At 67.9% G+C, this 19,674-nt stretch carries 24 protein-coding genes; 20 read left to right on the forward strand and 4 right to left on the reverse strand.

Annotated elements, in window-relative coordinates; all coding sequences use genetic code 11:
- The first annotated feature begins 231 nt into the window (after window positions 1-231).
- The 4 genes from ACGFYN_RS41000 to ACGFYN_RS41015 all read left to right on the forward strand — a co-directional run bounded on the left by ACGFYN_RS41000 (window position 232) and on the right by ACGFYN_RS41015 (window position 2,064).
- A complete protein-coding gene (locus ACGFYN_RS41000; RefSeq protein WP_350310325.1) occupies window positions 232-312 on the forward strand; it encodes a putative leader peptide in 81 nt (26 codons plus the stop codon).
- Window positions 313-434: 122 nt separating this feature from the next.
- Window positions 435-1,274 carry a sulfurtransferase gene (locus ACGFYN_RS41005; RefSeq protein ID WP_393871099.1) on the forward strand — a complete coding sequence of 280 codons (840 nt, stop codon included), beginning with the start codon at window positions 435-437 and terminating at the stop codon, window positions 1,272-1,274.
- A gap of 60 nt (window positions 1,275-1,334) precedes the next feature.
- Window positions 1,335-1,622: a DUF1416 domain-containing protein gene (locus ACGFYN_RS41010; protein ID WP_006348354.1), complete on the forward strand. Its 288-nt coding sequence runs from the start codon at window positions 1,335-1,337 to the stop codon at window positions 1,620-1,622.
- A 181-nt stretch (window positions 1,623-1,803) separates the two neighbouring features.
- A complete protein-coding gene (locus ACGFYN_RS41015) occupies window positions 1,804-2,064 on the forward strand; it encodes a DUF3099 domain-containing protein (protein WP_393871100.1) in 261 nt (86 codons plus the stop codon).
- Here ACGFYN_RS41015 and ACGFYN_RS41020 read toward each other — a convergent pair.
- A complete protein-coding gene (locus tag ACGFYN_RS41020) occupies window positions 2,058-2,420 on the reverse strand; it encodes a DsrE family protein (protein WP_393871101.1) in 363 nt (120 codons plus the stop codon). The two genes, ACGFYN_RS41015 and ACGFYN_RS41020, sit on opposite strands and share 7 nt — an antisense overlap.
- Before the next feature lie 98 nt (window positions 2,421-2,518).
- Here ACGFYN_RS41020 and ACGFYN_RS41025 point away from each other — a divergent pair, with 98 nt between their 5' ends.
- The 6 genes from ACGFYN_RS41025 (at window position 2,519) to ACGFYN_RS41050 (ending at window position 7,274) form a co-directional block, all read left to right on the forward strand.
- The gene (locus ACGFYN_RS41025; RefSeq protein WP_393871102.1) at window positions 2,519-3,514 is read left to right on the forward strand and encodes a hypothetical protein; all 996 of its coding nucleotides are present in this window, start codon (window positions 2,519-2,521) and stop codon (window positions 3,512-3,514) included.
- Window positions 3,511-4,164 (forward strand): hypothetical protein, encoded by a 654-nt coding sequence (locus ACGFYN_RS41030; protein WP_393871103.1) that lies wholly within the window; start codon window positions 3,511-3,513, stop codon window positions 4,162-4,164. The genes ACGFYN_RS41025 and ACGFYN_RS41030 overlap by 4 nt, the downstream gene beginning before the upstream one ends.
- The gene (locus tag ACGFYN_RS41035) at window positions 4,161-5,033 is read left to right on the forward strand and encodes a hypothetical protein (RefSeq protein ID WP_393871104.1); all 873 of its coding nucleotides are present in this window, start codon (window positions 4,161-4,163) and stop codon (window positions 5,031-5,033) included. The genes ACGFYN_RS41030 and ACGFYN_RS41035 overlap by 4 nt, the downstream gene beginning before the upstream one ends.
- A gap of 235 nt (window positions 5,034-5,268) precedes the next feature.
- Window positions 5,269-5,844 carry an FABP family protein gene (locus tag ACGFYN_RS41040; RefSeq protein WP_393871105.1) on the forward strand — a complete coding sequence of 192 codons (576 nt, stop codon included), beginning with the start codon at window positions 5,269-5,271 and terminating at the stop codon, window positions 5,842-5,844.
- A gap of 16 nt (window positions 5,845-5,860) precedes the next feature.
- On the forward strand, window positions 5,861-6,298 hold the full coding sequence (locus ACGFYN_RS41045; RefSeq protein ID WP_393871106.1) for a Fur family transcriptional regulator: 438 nt from the start codon (window positions 5,861-5,863) through the stop codon (window positions 6,296-6,298).
- Between the two features lie 10 nt (window positions 6,299-6,308).
- Window positions 6,309-7,274: a YgfZ/GcvT domain-containing protein gene (locus ACGFYN_RS41050; protein ID WP_393871107.1), complete on the forward strand. Its 966-nt coding sequence runs from the start codon at window positions 6,309-6,311 to the stop codon at window positions 7,272-7,274.
- A gap of 34 nt (window positions 7,275-7,308) precedes the next feature.
- On the opposite strand, the gene dtd is transcribed toward ACGFYN_RS41050, so the two are convergent.
- Window positions 7,309-7,734, reverse strand: a complete 426-nt coding sequence (gene dtd / locus ACGFYN_RS41055) for a D-aminoacyl-tRNA deacylase (RefSeq protein WP_393871108.1) — start codon at window positions 7,732-7,734, stop codon at window positions 7,309-7,311.
- Between the two features lie 157 nt (window positions 7,735-7,891).
- Here dtd and ACGFYN_RS41060 point away from each other — a divergent pair, with 157 nt between their 5' ends.
- Together ACGFYN_RS41060 and ACGFYN_RS41065 are read left to right on the forward strand one after the other, a co-directional pair.
- Window positions 7,892-8,500: an aerial mycelium formation protein gene (locus ACGFYN_RS41060; RefSeq protein ID WP_393871109.1), complete on the forward strand. Its 609-nt coding sequence runs from the start codon at window positions 7,892-7,894 to the stop codon at window positions 8,498-8,500.
- Between the two features lie 126 nt (window positions 8,501-8,626).
- Window positions 8,627-9,883, forward strand: a complete 1,257-nt coding sequence (locus ACGFYN_RS41065; RefSeq protein ID WP_393871110.1) for a GNAT family N-acetyltransferase — start codon at window positions 8,627-8,629, stop codon at window positions 9,881-9,883.
- Between the two features lie 228 nt (window positions 9,884-10,111).
- On the opposite strand, the gene ACGFYN_RS41070 is transcribed toward ACGFYN_RS41065, so the two are convergent.
- Entirely contained in the window at window positions 10,112-10,297 is a 186-nt protein-coding gene (locus ACGFYN_RS41070; RefSeq protein ID WP_393871111.1) for a hypothetical protein, read from the reverse strand.
- 173 nt (window positions 10,298-10,470) lie between these two features.
- On the opposite strand from ACGFYN_RS41070, the gene ACGFYN_RS41075 reads away from it, so the two are divergent.
- The gene (locus ACGFYN_RS41075; RefSeq protein ID WP_393871112.1) at window positions 10,471-11,394 is read left to right on the forward strand and encodes a winged helix-turn-helix domain-containing protein; all 924 of its coding nucleotides are present in this window, start codon (window positions 10,471-10,473) and stop codon (window positions 11,392-11,394) included.
- 36 nt (window positions 11,395-11,430) lie between these two features.
- On the opposite strand, the gene ACGFYN_RS41080 is transcribed toward ACGFYN_RS41075, so the two are convergent.
- A complete protein-coding gene (locus tag ACGFYN_RS41080) occupies window positions 11,431-11,619 on the reverse strand; it encodes a hypothetical protein (RefSeq protein ID WP_384251301.1) in 189 nt (62 codons plus the stop codon).
- 205 nt (window positions 11,620-11,824) lie between these two features.
- On the opposite strand from ACGFYN_RS41080, the gene ACGFYN_RS41085 reads away from it, so the two are divergent.
- The 7 genes from ACGFYN_RS41085 to ACGFYN_RS41115 all read left to right on the forward strand — a co-directional run bounded on the left by ACGFYN_RS41085 (window position 11,825) and on the right by ACGFYN_RS41115 (window position 19,583).
- Window positions 11,825-12,706, forward strand: coding sequence for a GntR family transcriptional regulator (locus ACGFYN_RS41085; RefSeq protein WP_393871113.1), 882 nt, complete (start codon window positions 11,825-11,827; stop codon window positions 12,704-12,706).
- 29 nt (window positions 12,707-12,735) lie between these two features.
- Complete coding sequence (locus ACGFYN_RS41090) at window positions 12,736-13,476, forward strand: HAD family hydrolase (protein WP_393871114.1); 741 nt, start codon at window positions 12,736-12,738, stop codon at window positions 13,474-13,476.
- A gap of 170 nt (window positions 13,477-13,646) precedes the next feature.
- A complete protein-coding gene (locus ACGFYN_RS41095; protein ID WP_393871115.1) occupies window positions 13,647-14,744 on the forward strand; it encodes a phosphotransferase in 1,098 nt (365 codons plus the stop codon).
- Between the two features lie 160 nt (window positions 14,745-14,904).
- On the forward strand, window positions 14,905-15,855 hold the full coding sequence (locus ACGFYN_RS41100) for an ATP/GTP-binding protein (protein WP_393871116.1): 951 nt from the start codon (window positions 14,905-14,907) through the stop codon (window positions 15,853-15,855).
- 257 nt (window positions 15,856-16,112) lie between these two features.
- Window positions 16,113-16,778 (forward strand): phosphotransferase family protein, encoded by a 666-nt coding sequence (locus ACGFYN_RS41105; protein WP_393871117.1) that lies wholly within the window; start codon window positions 16,113-16,115, stop codon window positions 16,776-16,778.
- A gap of 84 nt (window positions 16,779-16,862) precedes the next feature.
- Complete coding sequence (locus ACGFYN_RS41110) at window positions 16,863-17,468, forward strand: TetR/AcrR family transcriptional regulator (RefSeq protein ID WP_393871118.1); 606 nt, start codon at window positions 16,863-16,865, stop codon at window positions 17,466-17,468.
- A 57-nt stretch (window positions 17,469-17,525) separates the two neighbouring features.
- A complete protein-coding gene (locus ACGFYN_RS41115) occupies window positions 17,526-19,583 on the forward strand; it encodes a HelD family protein (protein ID WP_393871119.1) in 2,058 nt (685 codons plus the stop codon).
- Window positions 19,584-19,674 lie beyond the last annotated feature (91 nt).

The following is a 19,674-nucleotide window of genomic DNA, read 5'->3' on the forward strand; positions in this document are numbered from 1 at the left end:
GCCGCTGGTGTGCGGCCGGTGGTGTGCGGCGCGTGGCGCCGGAGGTGACCGCCGGGTGTCCGAAACGCGAGACGTCGACGTCCGCACCGTAACTGTGATGACCGGTACATCCGCCCGGGAGCCGTGCCGCGACGGCCCCGGCCGAGATCGTTTCCCACATCCCGGACATTCACGTCTCACCATACGACACACCGGTGACATGCCAGCCTGTCCGTCCCTACGATCGACGTCATGAAGCGACAGGCGGATCTCACGAAGCGGCGGGCAGTCGACCTGTGCCGCGTCGCCGCCATGCTCTGTCGCACCTTCTGAGCGGAAGCTCGACTTCCGCATCCCCGCCGCCCTGACCAGGGCATCTCTGCGCGCCGCCGCCTGCGCGCGCGCAACCTCGCACTCGCACGCCCCGCCGCAACTGCCCCGGAGGAGAGAAGAAGATGAGCCGCAGCGACGTCCTCGTCGACGCCGACTGGGTCCAGGAGAACCTGGACTCCCCGAACATCGCGATCGTGGAGGTGGACGAAGACACGTCCGCCTACGAGAAGAACCACATCAAGAACGCGATCCGCATCGACTGGACCGCGGACCTTCAGGACCCGGTGCGCCGCGACTTCATCGACCAGGAGGGCTTCGAGAAGCTCCTGTCGGCGAAGGGCATCGCCAACGACACGCTGGTGATCCTCTACGGCGGCAACAACAACTGGTTCGCGTCCTACGCCTACTGGTACTTCAAGCTCTACGGCCACGACAGCGTCAAGCTGCTCGACGGTGGCCGCAAGAAGTGGGAGCTGGATGCCCGCGAGCTGGTCGAGGAGGTCCCGGAGCGGGCCGCCACCGACTACAAGGCGAAGCCGCAGAACACCGCGATCCGTGCCTTCCGTGACGACGTCGTCGCCGCGATCGGCGCGCAGAACCTGGTCGACGTCCGGTCGCCCGACGAGTTCTCGGGCAAGCTGCTCGCCCCGGCCCACCTGCCGCAGGAGCAGTCCCAGCGCCCGGGCCACGTCCCGAGCGCCCGCAACATCCCGTGGTCGAAGAACGCCAACGACGACGGCACCTTCAAGTCGGACGAGGAGCTCAAGGAGCTCTACGTCGACGAGCAGGTCGACCTCGCCAAGGACACCATCGCCTACTGCCGCATCGGTGAGCGCTCCGCGCTGACCTGGTTCGTGCTGCACGAGCTGCTCGGTGTCGAGAACGTCAAGAACTACGACGGCTCCTGGACCGAGTACGGCAGCCTCGTCGGCGTTCCGATCGAGCTCGGTGCCAACAAGTAACCCGACCAGCCCGTAAACCGACCGGCCTTCCCTCCGGTCAGACCCCTCTTGGAGAAAGACATGTGTGGAGCGAAGGCCGGCGGCCCGGACGCCTCGACGATCAAGCCCGGTGAGACCACGATCCAGGGCCAGGTGACCCGCGACGGCGAGCCGGTGACGGGCTACGTCCGTCTCCTGGACTCGACCGGCGAGTTCACCGCGGAGGTCCCCACCTCCGCCACCGGACAGTTCCGCTTCTACGCGGCCGAGGGCACCTGGACGCTTCGCGCCCTGGTCCCCGGTGGCACCGCCGACCGCACGGTCGTCGCCCAGCAGGGCGGCCTGGCGGAGGTCGCGATCGCGGTCTGACGCCTTGACCCGCACGCGAAGGGCCGCACCTCTCCAGGTGCGGCCCTTCGCCGTGCCCGGGCTGCGGGTCGCTGCGGCCGACTCCGTCCGCCGGCGTCCGGCGGTGGGCCCGCGTCGGTGGTCGTGATCAGCCCCGCCCGTAGTCACGACGGACCGGCCCTCCCGGGCCTACCCTGTAGTCATGTACGCACGGCGACGGCGCATGTACTTCGCCATGATGGGCACCTGCATCGGGTTGTTCGTCCTGGCGTGGGGGGTCGTGCGCATCTGGTCGATCCCGGCGGCCGTGGGCATGTGTGTCGTGGCGATGCTGATCCCGCCCGTCGCCGCCATGGTCGCCAACCGGCGGGGTCCCGAGGACCGCTGGTGGGACGATCCGTCCGGCGACCCGAAGTCCGACGAGTGGTGGGACGAGCTGGACGGCAAGCGACGCCGTCAGTAGACGAGCGCCTGCGTCTCGTCGCCGAGTGCCTCCTGCACGAAGACCTGCGCGCCCGCGATCCGTACGCCCTCCAGGACGTCCTTCTCCGTGATGTCCCGCCGCGCGGCGCACTGCGTGCACAGGGTGACGCGCCCGCCCGCGAGCAGGGAGTCCAGCAGGTCCGGCAGCGGAGCGGCGTGCGGCAGCTCGAACTCCGCCGCGCGCCCGGGCAGCGCGAACCACGCGGACTCGCCGGTCAGCCACAGGGAGACGTCGACACCGCTGGCCAGGGCCACCGCCGCCACCGTGAACGCCTGCGAGCACCGCTCGGGCGCGTCGGCGCCCGCCGTCACCTTGATCACGAGCTTCTTCGCCATGGTCGAATCGTAATCAACGCCCCTACAACTGCGGCCTTTGGCCATGAGTCTCCTGTGAGCGCGCGTACGGAACGCGCGCCTCATGTTTGTGGGGGGACGTGTTGGAAGTACCCGAAGAGGCGGTCGACGCACCGGTTGCGCAGGTAGCGCCGCAAACGCCCGCCGCGCCCGCACGCCGTGGCCGCACCATCCTGCTCGTCGCCGGCGCCGCGCTCCTCGGCATCGTCGCCGGCACCTGCACCGGATACCTGATCCAGGCCGACCGCGAGCCGACGAAGCTGCCTCCGCTGTCCCAGCCCGTCCTGACGCAGGCGAAGGGCAAGGCCCACGAGCCGCTGTCCGCCGCCCAGGACCGCCAGGTGAGGGCCGACGGCGACCTGCGCAAGCTGCTGCTGAAGAAGCCGCGCGGCGCGAAGACGGCGGACTGGACGCCCGGCGACGGCTGGATGGACCTGGCCGCATACGCCGAGTCCTACCAGAAGCCCGGCACCATGTTCGGCCGCCTCGTCACCGACGAGTTCCGCCGCGCGGCCGTCACCGGCTGGCAGGCCGGCGGCAACCAGACCGTGGAGATCCGGCTGATCCAGTTCCGCCAGCAGGAGTCCCTGGAGGCCGCCGACTCCAGCGACAGCAGCCAATACTGGGCGGACCGGGAGCCCGACACCGACAGCTGGACCATCCCCGGCACGGGGAGCGGCATGGCGTACGTCCACCACCGCCCGGACTCCAAAGCCGGTTACCTGCCGCTCTACGGCGCGCAGGCGCACGCCTACCGCGGCGACATCACCATGGAGATCTGGATCTACGACACCAAGCCGATCACCAAGGCCAGGATCATGGACCTGGCCGAGCGGCAGATGGAGCGGCTGAGAGCGAGAACGCCGACGAGCCGAACGAGCCCGTCACGGAGCCGACCGCAGAGCCGCCCACCGTGCCGAACGAGCCCGCTGCCGAGCCCGCCACAGAGCCGAACGAGCCCGTCGCCCAGCCGCCCAGGACGCGTCGCTCCCGCCGCCGTATCGCCACCGTCGCGGGATCCGTCCTGCTCGCGGCGGCCGTGGTCGCCGGCGTCGCCCAGACCGTCGTCACCGTGAACGGCGCCGACCGCGACGCCGGTGCCGCCCGCTGGAAGTTCCCCGAGCCGAAGAGCGCCGGCGACGAGAAGAAGGAGCCCGCGCGCGGGCTCTCCGGGATGCTCATGGCGTACGCCAACGGCTGGAAGCGCGGCCCGGACCTCGGCGAGTTCGCTGCCGACACCGAGCTCAGCGGCGCCCAGGCCACCGCCCTGCGCAAGGAGTCGCTGCGGAACCTGCCGCGCACCGAGCGCAGGCAACTGGAGAAGCTGATCGACAAGCAGCACATCGAGGGCATGGCGATACGCAGCTACGTCAGGGAGGCCGGCAGCTCCTTCTTCACGGACACCGCCGCGGCCGTGACCGTCCAGCTGTCCCAGATGAAGAACCGGGCCGCCGTCCGCAACATCGCGACCTCCCAGAAGGAGTTCTTCGACGGGCTCGGCGCATTCCGCAAGGGCCCGAAGATCAAGGGCCACCGGGAAGCCGCGTGCTTCCTGCCGCCGAAGGACTCCCACAAGGACCTCGACTCGATGTTCTGCTCCGCCTACCGGGGAGACGTCCTGGTCACCGTGACCGCGAACGGGGTCAAGCCGTTCGACGCCGAGGGGGTTGCGGAGCTCCTGGAGGGCCAGCTCGACCGTATCGCCGAGCCGGGAGAGGCCGTATGACCGAGCAGACCGAACCCACGGTGCGCACCGAGCCGCAGACCGAGCCGCAGACGGTCAGCCTGCCGCCGCTCCAGGACCGGGCCCCGGACACCGTCCCCGTGAAGAAGGACCGCCGTGTCCTGCGCGCCGTCCTGCGCTGGACCGCCGCCGTCGTGGTGTTCGCGGCGGTCGGTGCGGGAACGGCGTACGGCATCACGGGCATGGACCGGACCGACGTACCGGGACTGTCGACGCGGTCGGACGGGCGCTGGGACTACCCGACGCTCGTGAAGCCGCCGCTGCCGTCCGGCAGCCCGGCCCCCTTCGACGAGCGCAACCTGGCCGGCGCCCACTACGCCGACCTGCGCGAACTCCTCCTGCCCGCGCCGCGGGGAGCGGTCGAGGACAAGAAGCTGCGCGGCAGGGACGGCTGGCTGCGGGCCAAGGACTTCCTGGCCGAGTACACGGAGAAGGACGCCCGGGGCGAACTGGGCCAGGCCTTCGTGGACAACGGCCTGCGGCATGTCACGGCCCGCGGCTGGAGCACCCCGGACGGCACCCGCACCCGTATCTACCTGCTGCAGTTCGGCACCGCGGCCGTCGTGGACGAGCTGTTCCAGCAGAAGCTCGCCCCGGTCTCCGGCCCCCGCGAGCACCTGCGCGGTGCCGGCACCTCCCTCTTCGACGACGACTTCCCGACCGCGGCCCACGACTACAACATCCCGTACTCCGTGTACGTCGAGTCCAAGCCGTACGGCGCCGAACAGGTCCGGCAGGGATATCTGTCCGCCGGTGACGTCCTCGCGGTGATCGTGCAGTCGAGGAAGGGCACGGCGAAGGCCGTTCCCTTCCGGCAGACGGTGGCCCTGCAGAGCGAGCTGCTGGGCTGACTCCCGCTCGGGCGCACCTCACGGCGTACCTCACAAAGAGGGCCCGCCCCCGGCCGCGTAAGCTGGGGGCGGCCTTTGTACCGCTCATCGCTCGACAAGGAGCACCCCGTGCTTGAGGCATTCTTCGAGACCCTGCTGGTCCTGGTCTGCGTCGGCGTCCTCGCCTTCGCCGGTCTGACCGTGAAGAAGCTGTACCAGGGCCAGCGCTGACCCCCATCAAGGAACTGCCGACCCCATGATCGAGATCCCGTCCGACCTCCACAAGGACCTCGTCCCGCTCGTCTTCCTGCTCGGCAACTGGGCCGGCGCGGGCGTGCACGACTTCCCCGGCTCCGAGAAGTGCAACTTCGGGCAGGAGGTCACCTTCACCCACGACGGCCGTGACTTCCTGGAGTACCACTCCCACACCTGGGTGCTGGACAACGACGGGAACAAGGTCCGGCCGCTGGAGTCCGAGTCCGGTTTCTGGCGCATCGACGCCGACCGCAAGGTCGAGGTCACGATGACCCGCGACGACGGCGTCATCGAGATCTGGTACGGCGAACTCGCCACCCAGAAGCCGCAGATCGACCTGGTCACCGACGCGGTGGCCCGTACGGCCGCCTCCGCCCCGTACTCCGGCGGCAAGCGCCTGTACGGCTACGTCAAGAGCGACCTCATGTGGGTCGGCGAGAAGCAGACCCCCGAGGTCGAGCTGCGCCCCTACATGTCGGCGCACCTGAAGAAGGTCGTCAGCCCCGAGGACGTCGAGCGCTGGGCCAAGGCCCTGCCGGACGACATGCCCGACGACGGGATCGCCTTCTTCAAGTAGTCCTAGACTCTCTGGTGTGGTGAGCACCGACTGGAAGAGCGACCTCAGGCAGCGCGGCTACCGGCTGACGCCGCAGCGGCAGCTTGTCCTCGAAGCCGTGGACACCCTTGAGCACGCGACCCCCGACGACATCCTCGTGGAAGTGAGGAAGACGGCGTCGGGGGTCAACATCTCCACCGTGTACCGCACCCTGGAGCTCCTGGAGGAGCTCGGGCTGGTCAGCCACGCCCACCTGGGGCACGGCGCGCCGACGTACCACCTCGCAGACCGGCACCACCACATCCACCTGGTCTGCCGGGACTGCCAGAACGTGATCGAGGCCGATGTGTCGGTGGCCGCGGAGTTCACCGCGAAGCTGCGCCGGGAGTTCGGCTTCGAGACGGACATGAAGCACTTCGCGATCTTCGGCAGATGCCGCGACTGCTCCCTGCAGGGTTCAACTACCGAGTCGTAGGCTTGTGCCCATGAAGAGCCCCCTGCTGTCCCTGCCCGGCGCCGTCCCCGCCGAGGGCGCGGACGAAGGCGTAGCCGCCCACTACGGCGATCTGTTCCGCGAGCAGCGCACCCTCGCCGACGGGTCCGGCTTCGTCGACCTCTCGCACCGCGGTGTCGTCACCGTCACCGGCCCGGACCGGCTGAGCTGGCTGCACCTGCTGCTCACCCAGCACGTCAGCGACCTCCCGCCCGGCCTGGCCACCGAGGCGCTGATCCTCTCCGCGCACGGCCACATCGAGCACGCGCTCTACCTGGTCGACGACGGAGAGACGGTCTGGGCCCACGTCGAGCCCGGCACACAGGACGCCCTCATCGCCTACCTGGAGTCGATGAAGTTCTTCTACCAGGTCGAAGTCGCCGACCGCACGGCCGAGTTCGCGGTGGTGCACCTGCCGGCCGGTTCGATCGCCGAGGTCCCGGAGGGCGTCGCCGTACGCGAGACGCCGTACGGCCGCGACCTCTTCCTGCCGCGCGCGGAGCTGGAGTCCTACGCCGAGAAGGCCGGCCCGCCCGCCGGGATCCTGGCCTACGAGGCCCTGCGCGTCGAGCAGCACCGCCCGCGCCTCGGCTTCGAGACCGATCACCGCACCATCCCGCACGAGCTGGGCTGGATCGGCAGCGCGGTCCATCTGCAGAAGGGCTGCTACCGCGGCCAGGAGACCGTCGCCCGCGTCCAGAACCTGGGCAAGCCCCCGCGCCGCCTGGTCTTCCTCCACCTGGACGGCAGCGAGGTCCATCTGCCCACCCCGGGCACGGAGCTCCGCCTCGCGGACGACGAGCCCGACGGCCGCAAGATCGGCACCATCACGACGTCCGTACGCCACCACGAGCTGGGCCCGGTCGCCCTGGCCCTGGTGAAGCGGAACGTGCCCCTGGACGCGAGGCTCCTGGCCGGAGACACGGCGGCGGCGCAGGAAGTGGTCGTCGAGCCGTAGCGTCGCGACCGCGGCTTCGCCGTGACCGGGCCCGCTAGATCTCCAGCAGGACCGTGAACGGGCCGTCGTTCGTGAGCGACACCCGCATCTTGGCGCCGAAGCGGCCGGTGGCCACGGTGGCGCCGAGAGCCCGCAGTCGGGCCACGACCTCCTCGACGAGGGGCTCGGCGACGTCGCCCGGGGCGGCCGCGTTCCAGGTGGGCCGGCGCCCCTTGCGGGCGTCGCCGTACAGCGTGAACTGGCTGATGACGAGCAGCGGGGCGTCGATGTCGCTGCACGACTTCTCGTCCTCGAGCATGCGGATCGACCAGAGCTTGCGGGCTAGCTGGGCCGCCTTCTCCTTGGTGTCCTCGTGCGTCACCCCGACCAGGACGCACAGCCCCTCACCGGTGATCTCCCCGACCGTCTCGCCGTCCACGACGACGTCCGCGCCGTCCACTCTCTGCACCACTGCACGCATACGACCATCATGCCGGTCCGTTCGGACGGGACTGCACCGGCATTCTTTTTGCTCCTTAACCCCCCATCTGGGGCCGATCGGGGGCACTCGGTCACATAGCGGCCACTTGGGGTGGCACGATGCTTGCACAAGCCGGTCGAGGGGACGGTAGAGGCACATGAGCACACCGAGTACCGGGCAGCCGCTTGCGGCTGTCTCGTTGATCAGAACGGGGGAGCGGATGGCCTTGCGGCCGCCCGTGCAGCGCACCGACAGCCCGGGCCCGTACCTGCCCGCCGGCCCGCCGGAGCGCGATCTGACCACGCTGAGCCTGCCCGAACTGCGCACGCTGCGCCGGGACGCCCAGCGCGACGAGGCCGACCTCAGCTACGTACGGCGGCTGCTGCAGGGCCGTATCGACATCCTGCGCGCGGAACAGGCGCGGCGGTCACCGGCGGGCGCGGGCTCCGTGGTCGACCGCCTCCCGGAGATCCTCACGGACGCGCCGGCCCGCCAGCGCTCCTCCGCCCGCCACGTCACGCTGGGCACGCCGCACAACGAGGAGTACCGGCGCCTGGCCGCCGACATGCTCGCCGAGGTCGAACTCTCGGACCTGACCGCCCGGACCGACCTCGAACTGACCACCGCGATGGCCCGCCTGGTCCGCTACGAGCAGCAGGTGTCCCAGCGTCGTCACCGCCTCCAGCGGACGGCGGACGGCTGCAGCGCGGAGATCGCACGCCGGTACCGGGAAGGGGAGGCACAGGTCGACGATCTGCTGACGTGAAGCCGGGGTGAGGTGACGGGGGCGCGGGCGCGGGGGCGGTGAGCAGCGGCGGGGCGGGGGACGGGCAAGGGGCGGCGGCCGAGAAATCCGGGCGACACCCCACCGCCGTGGACCTACGGTGATCCCATGACCCGCGCGCACTCCGACATAGACGTCCGCCTGATCACCGAGGCCGAACTGCCCGAGTGGCTCCGCGCAGTGAAGAACGGGTTCCTGCGCGCGTCGGCCGTCACCGAAGAGGAACTCGAGGCGCGCCGCGAGCGCTTCGAGGAGAGCCGATACCTCGGGGCTTTCGACGGGGGACGCTGCGTGGCGACCTTCCGTTCGTTCGCACAGGAGCTCACCGCTGTCGGCGGCACCCAGGTCGCCGCCGACGCCATCTCCGGCGTCACGGTCACCGCCACCCACCGTCGGCGCGGCCTGCTGACCCGGATGATGAGCCAGGACCTCGCGGCCGCCAAGGAGCGCGGCGACACCGTGGCCACCCTGATCGCCGCCGAATACCCGATCTACGGCCGCTACGGCTTCGGCCCCGCCACCTCGGTCGCCGAGTGGACCGTGGACGTCCCGCGCGCGGGCCTGGACCCCCGCTGGTCCGGCCCGGGCGACGGCGGCCGCATCGACATCGTGGGCGCCGAGGACGTCCGCAAACTCGGCCCCGAACTGCACGACCGGGTCCGCGGCGCCATACCCGGCGTCATCAGCCGCAGCGAGTGGTGGTGGCGGCTCAACACCGGAGTCGTGCGGCTCGACCCGAAGTGGACGGAGCCGTTCTACGCCGTGTACCGCGCGGCGAGCGGCGAGGTCGAGGGCCTGGTCGCCTACGAGGTCGACGACAAGTGGGGCGACGCCAAGCAGCCGCAGGACACGGCGACCGTACGGGACCTGCTCGCGGCGACGCCGGCCGCGGCGCGCGCCCTGTGGGGCTACCTCTGCTCCATCGACTGGGTCACCCACGTCAAGAGCGGCCAGCGGGCCCCCGACGACCTGCTCCCGCTCCTCCTGCCGGACGCGCGGGCCGCCCGCATCACCTCGGCCGCGGACTGGCTGTGGGTGCGGATCCTGGATGTCATACGGGCGCTGGAGTCGCGGACGTACGAGGGCGCGGGCTCGCTGGTGCTGGAGGTCGCCGACCGCGCCGGCCTGGCGGGTGGCCGCTACCGGCTGGAGGCGTCCGCGCAGGGCGCGTCCTGCACACCGACCACCGAGTCCGCCGAACTCACCCTGGACGTGGGCGATCTGGCGAGGCTGTGGCTCGGCGACGAGTCGGTCGCACGGCTGGTGGCGCTCGGCCGGGTCCAGGAAGAACGAGCGGGCGCCGCCCTGGTGGGCGACGCCCTGCTGCGTACGTCCAGGCGCCCGTGGTGCCCGGACATGTTCTGAACTCCTTTTCCGTAGACGGCTGTTGACTCATCCGTAGCTGTTCGGTTGTGACGGTGCTGATGTGACTGTTCAGTTGTGACTGTGCTGTTGAGTTGTGGCTGTGCCGTTGGGGCTCTTCAGTTGTCGCTGTTCGGTTGTGGCTGTGCTGGTGCGGCTGGCCGGGCTCCCGGCTCCCCTCCGGAAGGGGGCCCGGCCAGCCGGATCCTGGGGCCGGCGAACCGGTCGGGCTCAGCCGGACTGGGCGAGCAGCATCACGAGGATGACCGCGCCGAGGCCGCTGATCGCGGTGTTCCTGGCCTTGAGTCCCACCGACAGTGCGACGAAGGCGATGATGCCCAGGGGCCCGTACTTCCACTGGATGAGCTGCTCGAATCCGATGGCGAGGGCGGCGGCGGCGAGGGCGACGAGCGGCATGACGGTCCCTCCTTCGGGACGGGGAGGCGGACCCCGTGGTTGCGGCCAACCATCCTGAAGTTTGACCATGTTCCTGAAGTTGGTCACCAACTTCACTGTACTTATCTCCGCTTGGAACCGGCTTATAACCACCTCCTCGGGAACTGCCCAAAGATGGCGGGGAGTTGTAGGGTTTGGTCGTGGACCCGAAACATGCCGCCGTCAATGGGCGGAGTCGGTCACAGCGGTCACAGACGTCACCGACATCTCATCAGGATGTGGCCGACGAGTTGCGTGCCCGCATCAGGTCGGGTCAGCTGCGACCGGGTCAACGCATGCCTACCCAGGCCACTTTGGCGGACGAGTTCGGCGTCGAGCGCGGCGCCGTACGCCAGGCGCTGCGCATTCTGCAGTCGGAGCACCTGCTGACCAACGTATCCAAGGGGAGCCCGGCGACCGTGGCTCCTGACCTGGGCCTGGGCAAGGCGCTGAGCGGTCCGGGAGCCCCGCCGCTGCCGACGATGGTGGCTCTTGCCCCGCGCATAGCGGACGCCTTCGCGGCCACGCACGTCGAGATAGATGCCCTGTGCCTGACCTCGGTCTCCCTGACGCTCGCCATCGGTGAGCCGCTGCGCCGTATCCACGAGGGGCGACTGAAACCGGCCAAGGTCGACGTCCGAGTGCTGCTGCCCAGCCGCGACATCGACCTCGCCTTCCCGACGCCGGTCGACCCGTCGGTGGACGGCCGGCTGCAGCGCCGCTGGCTGGCTCAGCGGAACGCCCAGGGCCAGGTGCTGCGGCACAACCTGCTGGCGCTGCGCGCCACGCACGGCATCGACGTGAACGTCACCTTCCGCGCGCTGCCCTTCACCCCGCCCGTGAAGTTGTACCTGCTCAACGGCGAGGAAGCGCTGTTCGCGTACTACACCCTCACGCGCCGCGAGGAGGAGGTCGACCACGAACACCTGGAGATGTACGACGCCGAGGGCACCCAGTCGATGCTGTTCGCCTTCGCGCAGGGCGCCGGCCTGCGCGACACCACCTTCGTCGAGCAGTCCCACCTGTGGTTCAACGCACTGTGGGAGACGATCAGTTCGGAGCTTGTGCTCACGAGCTGACGTCTCCCACAGCGTCTGACCAGGCCGGGTTCACGCTCATAGAGCGGGCCCCGCGACCAGCAGGGCGAGCACGACGGCTCCCATGGAGCTGACGGCCGGGTTCTTGGCCTTGATGCCTATGGTGAGCAGGAGCAGGCCGATGATGCCGGTGGCGCCGTAGCGCCAGGAGATCATCTGCTCGATGCCGACGACGAACACGGCGGAGAGGAGAGCGAGAGCAGGCACGGTGGTTCCCCCTTCAGGCTGCGCGGGGCGGGACGGTGCGGTGGGGGGTTGTGCAAGGGGAGCGGAGGCGGACTCAGACAGGAAGCAAACCTTCCGCCAACTCCTGGAAGTTGGCAGCCAACTCTGATGTAGTTGTCCCCACTTGGCACCCACTCATAAACCAAGCTCCAAACAACTCCACGTAGATGGATACGAGTTGTAGCGTTTGGTTGTGACCCAGGAGAACGTGGCAGTGAACGGCAGCAGAAGACTCTCGCCCCAGGAGATCGCCGACATCCTGCGGGAACGCATCCGCACCGGTGACCTCAAGGCAGGAGACCGCCTGCCCACCCAGGCCGAACTCGCCGACGAGTTCGGAGTGGAACGAGGCACCGTCCGCCAGGCCCTGCGCGCTCTCCAGGAAGACGGGTTGCTGAGCAATGTGAGCAAGGGGAGCCCACCACGGATCGCGGAGCCGCCGGCACCGACGGCGGAGGAACCTCAGCCGACGATGGTGGGGCTGGCGCCCCGGCTGACGGAGGCGTTCTCGGCGCAGCACGTACGCGTCGACGTCGTGTGCCACACCTCCGAGACCTTGATGCTGGCCCTCGGCGAACCGCTCCGCCGCATCCACGACGGCAGCATCCGCCCCAACTCGATCGCCTTCCGCATCCTGCTGCCGAGCCGGGACATCAACTTGGCGTTTCCTGTGCTGGTGGAAGGGAGCCAGGGTGACGACATGGTCCACAAACGCTGGTTGTCGATGCGCGACGCCCAGGCTCAGGTGCTGAAGCACAACTTGCAGGCCATCCGGTTCACGCATGGCATCGATGTGCAGGTCACGTTCCGGGCGCTCCCTTTCACACCACCGGTGAAGCTGTACCTCCTGAATGGGGACGAGGCGCTGATTGGGTACTACATCCCGACCAAGCGGGCGGAAGAGTGGCAGAGTCGGACTCTGGAGATGTACGACGCCCTCGGCTCCGCCTCCGTCCTGTTCTCCTTCGCCAAGCGAGCCGGTCAGCGTGACGAGGCGTTTGTGGAGGAATCCCAGAAGTGGTTCGACGCCCTCTGGGAAACCATCACGACGGACCTGACACTCTCCTAGTGACTTCTGATACGACGCAGACTGAACGGATGACGGCGAAGACCGAGCGACTGCGGGAGTTGGCAGGGCACGCCCACGTCGTGCTTTGGGACTTCGATGGCCCAATCTGCAGTCTGTTCGCCGGGCACTCGGCGGATCAGGTGGCGGATGGCCTGGTGGAGTGGCTCGAAGGGCGCGGGCTGCACGACCTGCTGACCGATGACGAGAGGGACACCGAGGATCCCCATGTGGTGCTTCGTGCAGTCGACCGTCGCCACCCAGCCAGCGACCTGGTGGTGGACCTGGAGGAACGTCTAACCCGGGAAGAGTTGGAGGCTGTGGCGACAGCTTGGCCCACGCCCTTCGCCGACCCGCTTATCCGTACTTGGACGGCAGTAGGCGCGCGTTTGGCGATCGCCACGAACAACTCTCCTGACGTGGTCCGCGCCTACCTGGCGACGCGAGGGCTGCTCGACTGCTTCGGGCCGCACATCTACGGCCGCAGCCACGACCTGCAGTACCTCAAACCTCATCCTCATTACCTCAACCGAGCCCTGACAGTCATGGGCGTCGCTCCGACAAGCGCTCTGTTCATCGGCGACACACCCACCGACTGCCAGGCAGCCCGTGAGGCCGGGGTTCCGTTCCTTGGCTACGCGCGTAACGAGCGGAAGGAGAAGCTGTTGCAGGACGCGGGAGCTACGGACATCGTCAGTTCCTTGAAGCCGTTGCTGACCGTGGTAAGGGCGAGCTCCGGTCCCGGGGAGAGGGACGTGGCCAGGAGTGATTGATCCGAACGGGTCATCTTGCATGAGGAGTTGTCCGGAACGAGCAGGTTGAGGCAAAAGGCCGCTCGAGTCCTGGACGTGCATGAATACACCTGTGCAGCTTGCGGCAGGGGAGGCAAAGTTATGTACTTGTTGGCATGCCGCACGGGCGGAGCCGCTAGCCTCGGCCCATCATGTCCCCGCAGCCACACGAAAAGCGCCAAACACTTGCGCATCGCCTTCTGGAGGTACGCCTCCAAGGCAGGGCTGCGGTCCTGAAGGGACACCACAACACCAACTACGTGCTGCGTATCGGTCTGCCACTGGCTGTGGTACTCGGTGTCATGCCCTTCGTGCGGTTCAAATACCGGGTGCCGTTGAAGACGGTGGAGGTGGTCCCGCGTATCTGGCGCAGTGAGGTCGATGTGCTTGCGGTTGTCTGCCGACACCTGCGTGAGGTCCCCCGTGGTTTCGCGGTACAGGGTGACCGTTCCCTGCACAGGTACCGCAGGGGCATTGTGCTCAGCGAGCAGAATCCTCACGGACCTGTCGACGAGAACATGCTGCGTGAGTTTGCGGCTTTCTTCGTCCGCACTGCCAAGGTGCCAGTGAAAGAACTCCCAGCGCCCCCCAGAGACTGGCCGGTTGATGGCGAGAGTGCCAAGTTCTTGCACTGGCTCATCGAGTTCACCGAGCGGCGCGTGCATCTGCCCAATCGGGAGCGATTCGGTGACCTCTTCGATCAGGTGGGCATTCCTGCGGACGCAATGGCGGCGTTCAAGGAACGCCATCTCAGCCTGGTCTCCCGCCGCTTCGTCCTTCTGCACACCGACGTCCATCGCGCGAACGTCGTCGTCCGCCGTAAAGGGATCACGGTAATCGATTGGGAATTGGCAATATACGGCGATCCTCTGCATGATCTTGCTACCCACATCGTACGGATGGGATACAGCCCGACGGAACGGCGACAAATGGTCGACCTGTGGGAGCGGGCCATGCAGGCGGCCGATCTTGGGCCTTTGACTGCGGGTCTGCACGATGATCTCGACACCTACGTGGATTTCGAGTACGCGCAGTCGGTGTACCCGGACGTCATGCGGGCCGCGCTCGGTCTTCCGACCGAGGCCGGGGATGAGCACTTCCGGGTGGCGGCAGAGAGGGTGTGGTCGGCCATGGACAGGGCCCGCGGTCCCTTGGAGCTCAAGTCCGTGAAGGACGTGGACCAGATCATGGAAGCCCTGCGGAAGTGGCACAGCATGGACGCGGTGTCGGCGGAGACGACCGTCGTGTGACGGTAACGCTGCCAGGAATCAGTCGGCCGCGAATCCAAGGTGATTGTTCTGACCTCTTCCTGACCGCCCGTCGAGCAGGGCACCATGAGCAGGCTCGGTGCAAGTCGCTTGCTGTCAGGGGGAGATGGTGTCGGACACAAGGACGTCCTGGAGCGACAGGTTGGTCGCCGGATGGGCGCGTGCGGAGTCCACAGTCACGAAGGTTTTCCTGGCCGCAGTCTTCGCCGTCGGACTGGTGGCGCAGTTCGTCAAGCCCGTCGGTGATGCACTGCAGGACAAGGTGTATCTGGGCGGTGCGCTGCTGACCGTCGTGGGTTACGTGCTCTACGCCGAGGTGCAACGACTCAATGCGGCACATGCTGAGCGTCGAGAGTCGGAGGAGGCTCTGGGGCTCACGGTGCAGCGGCTCGACCGACAAGTGGAGGACCTGAAAGGGATGCTGCGCCTACGGGCGGGACAGATGGTCAAGCCGACCGAGCTGAAGGACGAGTTCAAGCGGGCCCTCGAGTCAGGGCAAGCGGTCCAACTGTGGGCAATGGGGTTCACAGGAGAGACGTTCGTTGATCAAGTGAAGAACACTCTCCAGGAGCTGAGTGAAAACTCCCGGCGAACTGTGAAGTTACGAGTTCTGGTACCGGACTTCTCCAAGGAAATCGAGATCCCCGGTCAGATGGGCGCGGATGGCAAGGTCGCCGATGCACCACACTTCCGCGATCATCTAAGGCGTCAGATTCTCGACTACGAACGCAGTCTGAGGTTTCAAATAGAGCGGATGGCCGACGCGCGGAGAGGATCCCTGTCGGTTGAGTTCCGCGCCCTCCACATGTCACCCTCGCTCAAGCTCTACTTCATCAATGATGGTGACAACGACGTGGTCTACGAGGGAATCTACGACAAGATCGACCTGCACCCTAACCCTTGGAACACTGCGGACGCCGACCGTCTTTTGGACCTCATGGGGTACGACTCCCTTCTGACCCGCTGGTCCCTGGACGACGGTGATCACGCTCGGACGGTTATCAGGCGCAGGCGTGAGCTCTTCGAGACGTTTTGGGAAGCTGCGCATAAATTGGTGTCGGTGCGCGTTCCGGTTCCTCCAGATATCGCTTGATTTCACGGCTATCACCATATGACGCACGTTCTGCCTTGGGAGGCCCGGACCGGCGCTGGGTCAAGTGCCGGGAGCCGCACGATCAGATTCTTCGGTTCGATTGCAGGTGCTTCAAGTCCGAGGAGGAACTGCTTCGGGTCCTGAGGCAGCTCGACATCGTGTGGCTGTCCGATGTTGTGGACATCGGAGGGACACCCTTTCAGATGTCCATCGAGGGGCGGACTGTCGGCGACAGACGGTGGCGGTCAAGCCGCCGCATGCCCGACGCGACCTTCATCAATTGGTCAATCTGTGCCGCGAGATGGTGCAGATTGTGCCGAGCATGCTTAGCGGCCGAGCAGCGCCGTGATTTCGACGACCGGCCTGAGGACGGTGATACCGACAGTTTCCTGGATCGCCTGATCACGTTCATGGAGGACAAGGCCTACCGCGCCAACGGCGCCGACTTCGAGGGCTTGTTCCGGGACCTCGGCGTGCGCGACGACTCGTTCGACCAGCTCAGAGAGCGCGCGGCCGGCCTTACCGGGCGGCCCTTCTGTCGGCTGCACGCGGATCTACACCCCAAGAACCTCATCATTGATCACCGCGGCCGGCTCTGGGTGATCGACTGGGAGTTGGCCATTGTGGGGCGACCCCCTTTACGACTTGTCGCCCATCTCTACTTGATGCGTTATCCGGCAGGTCGGAGAGAACGCATGGTCCAGGACTGGTGCCGCGTCGTCGAACGGGTCGCCCCGGAAGTTCACGCGGCCGGGAAGAGTATCTGCCTCGGATTCTCGACTTCAAGAGGGCACAGTCGATCTTCACCGACGTTATCCGCGAATCCAATCAAGTGTCCATGCAGTCCAACCTCAGCTGGGTCGGTCTGGTCAGGGCGGCTGCGAAGTTGCACCGGATCCCGGCTGTGCCTGCTCAGCCGCTGAGGATGACGCACGTGCCGTCACGTACGGACATCGCTGAGGCACTCAGCTGCTGGCACGAGAGGATCCGCGCGTAGGCTCACCCCCATGACCGAGCCCGGCCTCCGCGAGCGTAAGAAACAGCGAATGTACGAGCACGTCTCCGAGGTCGCTATCCGGCTCTTCCTGGAGAAGGGGTTCGACGCCGTCTCCGTCGCCGAGGTCGCCGCCGCTGCTGAGATCTCCAAGCCGACCCTCTTCCGGTACTTCCCGGCCAAGGAAGACCTCGTTCTCTATCGCATCGTCGATCACGAGGACGAGGCCGCGCGCGTCGTCGACGGTCAGGCGCATCCCATCGGCGCCCTGCGACGGCATTTCCTCGATGGGCTGGAAAAGGGGGACCCCGTCACCGGGCTGAGTGACCATCCGCAGGTGCTTGCCTTTCATCGGCTCCTGTACGGGTCGCCCTCCCTCGTCGCGCGGGCGCATGCCCACCTTGAGCGGTCCGAAGCCGCACTCGCCGACGCTCTCGGCGGTGGGCTCGACGCGCGGCTCGCCGCCGGGCAGATCCTCGCCGTGCAGCGGATTCTCGCTATGGAGAACTGGCGGCGGATCGCTGCGGGGGAGCGGGTCGCAGACGTAAAGGGAGACGCCGTGGCCGCTGCCCAGCGGGCCTTCGCGCAGCTCGCCGCCGGGTTGCCGTATCTGGCCTAGATGAGAGACCTGGTAAAAAATTTAACTCGGTTACGTTATTCCGGTACGCTTCTTGGAATGAGCTCACCCGACCCCTCCCCCGCCGACCTGAAAGACTCGCTCCGCCGCGAGCGTGCCCACCACGACCGTTGCCGCACCGCCCTCGCCGCCATGGTCGACGGTGCTCGGGAGCATGTCTTCACCGGTCAGGACGTCTCCGCCTCCGGGGCCGACGCCGAAGTGCTCGGGTATGAGCTGCGCAGTCGGGCCAAGGCGATGGGGGAGCTGCCTCAAGGGCCGTTGTTCTTCGGGCGGTTGGACTTTGCCGACAGCGCGGGGCCGCACTCCGGGGAGAGTTACCACGTCGGGCGGTTGCGGATCAGTGAGGAACCCACCGTCCCGCCCCTGGTCGTCGACTGGCGTGCCCCCGTCTCCCGCGCTTTTTACCAGGCCGGCGAACGCGATCCGCAGGGCGTCGCCGTGCGGCGGCGGTTCGGCTGGGCCCCTGGCAGCCGCGGTGACTCCGCCGACCTCACCGGACTTGAGGACGAACACCTGGCGAATCCCAGCAGGAGTGCAGAGCCGCACGTCAGCGGTATCGTCACCCGCGAGATCGAGCGGCCCCGCGTCGGGCCCATGCGGGACATCGCCGCCACCATCCAGCCCGACCAGGACGATCTCGTACGAGGCGACATCGGGCTCTCGGTATGCGTGCAGGGTGCTCCCGGTACCGGCAAGACCGCCGTCGGGCTGCACCGGGCCGCCTATCTCCTCTATACGCACCCGCAGCGCATTCGCCGGGGCGGGTTGCTCATCCTCGGGCCCAACCGGACCTTCCTGTCGTACATCTCCGAGGTGCTGCCCGCGCTCGGTGAGACCGGCGTGCGGCAGTCCACGCTTCAGGAGGAGATCGCGCGGTATCCGGTCACGGGGGCCGACAGTGAGCCGACCGCCGTCGTCAAGCACGACGCCCGGATGGCCGAGGTGCTGCGCCGGGCGCTGTACGCGCATGTGTCGAGCCGGGACGTCGACTCCCTTGCGATCAAGGACGGTTCGTACTGGTGGCGGGTGCGGGCCGGTGAGCTCGTGCGGATCGTCGAGGACGTGCTGGCCGAGCAACCGCCGTACGGCATCGGGCGGGAGCGGGTGCGCGGTCGGGTCGTGCGGGCGGTGCAGTTGCAGGCCGAGCGGCGGGCCGGGCCGCAGAACAGCGCCTGGGTGCAGAGGATTTCGCGGGCGAGGGTGGTCAAGGAGTACGTGGATGCCGTATGGCCGCGCCTGCGGCCTGAGGAGGTCGTGGCCGAACTCCTCACCGACAGCGGTGTGTTGGCCGATGCCGCCGACGCGTTGCTGGATGCCGACGAGCAGAAGGCGCTGCTCTGGGTAAAGCCGCCCCGGTCCTGGAAGTCGGCCCGCTGGTCGGCCGCCGATCTCGTCCTGCTCGACGAGGTCGCCGGGCTCGTCGAGCATCCGGAGGGATACGGCCATGTCGTCGTCGACGAGGCGCAGGACCTCTCCCCGATGGAGTGCCGGGCCATCGCCCGCCGGGCGCCCTTCGGATCGCTCACCGTCCTCGGCGACCTCGCGCAGGCGACCACGCCCTGGGCGGCGCGGTCGTGGGACACGGTCCTGCGGCACCTGGGCAAGCCGGACGCGGCCGTCGTACCGCTGACCACCGGATTCCGCGTGCCGGAGGCCGTCGTCTCGCTCGCCAATCGGCTGCTGCGACGTCTTGATGTGAGTGTTCCCGCCGGTCGATCCCTGCGTCGGGACGGGGAGTTGAGGTTGCGGGAGGTCCCGGCGGGCGATGTGGCGGAGGCCGTCGTGGATGCCGTACACGATGCTCTGGAGCGGGAAGGGTCGGTCGGGGTCGTCGCCGCCGACGGTCAGGTGGGCGAGGTCAGCGAGGTGCTTGCCGCCGCCGGGATCGCCACCGCCGGGCCCGACGATCTGCGTGCCCGTGTGGCCGTGGTGCCGGCGACGCTGGTCAAGGGACTTGAGTACGACAACGTCGTCGCCGTCGAGCCCGCGGCCATCGCGGAGGCGGAGGCGCGCGGGCTGCACCGGCTGTACGTCGTGCTGACCCGGGCGGTGTCGCGGCTGGAGGTGGTGCACGGGCGGCCGTTGCCGTTCTAGTGTCCTGCGCCAGTAGTTGATCGTTAGTAGGTGTGTGACTTCTGCTGCTGGTGCGTCAGTTCCCCGTCGGGGCCCGAAGCTGGAACCGTTG

The organism is Streptomyces sp. NPDC048419 (genome assembly GCF_043200415.1).
Lineage (GTDB): Bacteria > Actinomycetota > Actinomycetes > Streptomycetales > Streptomycetaceae > Streptomyces.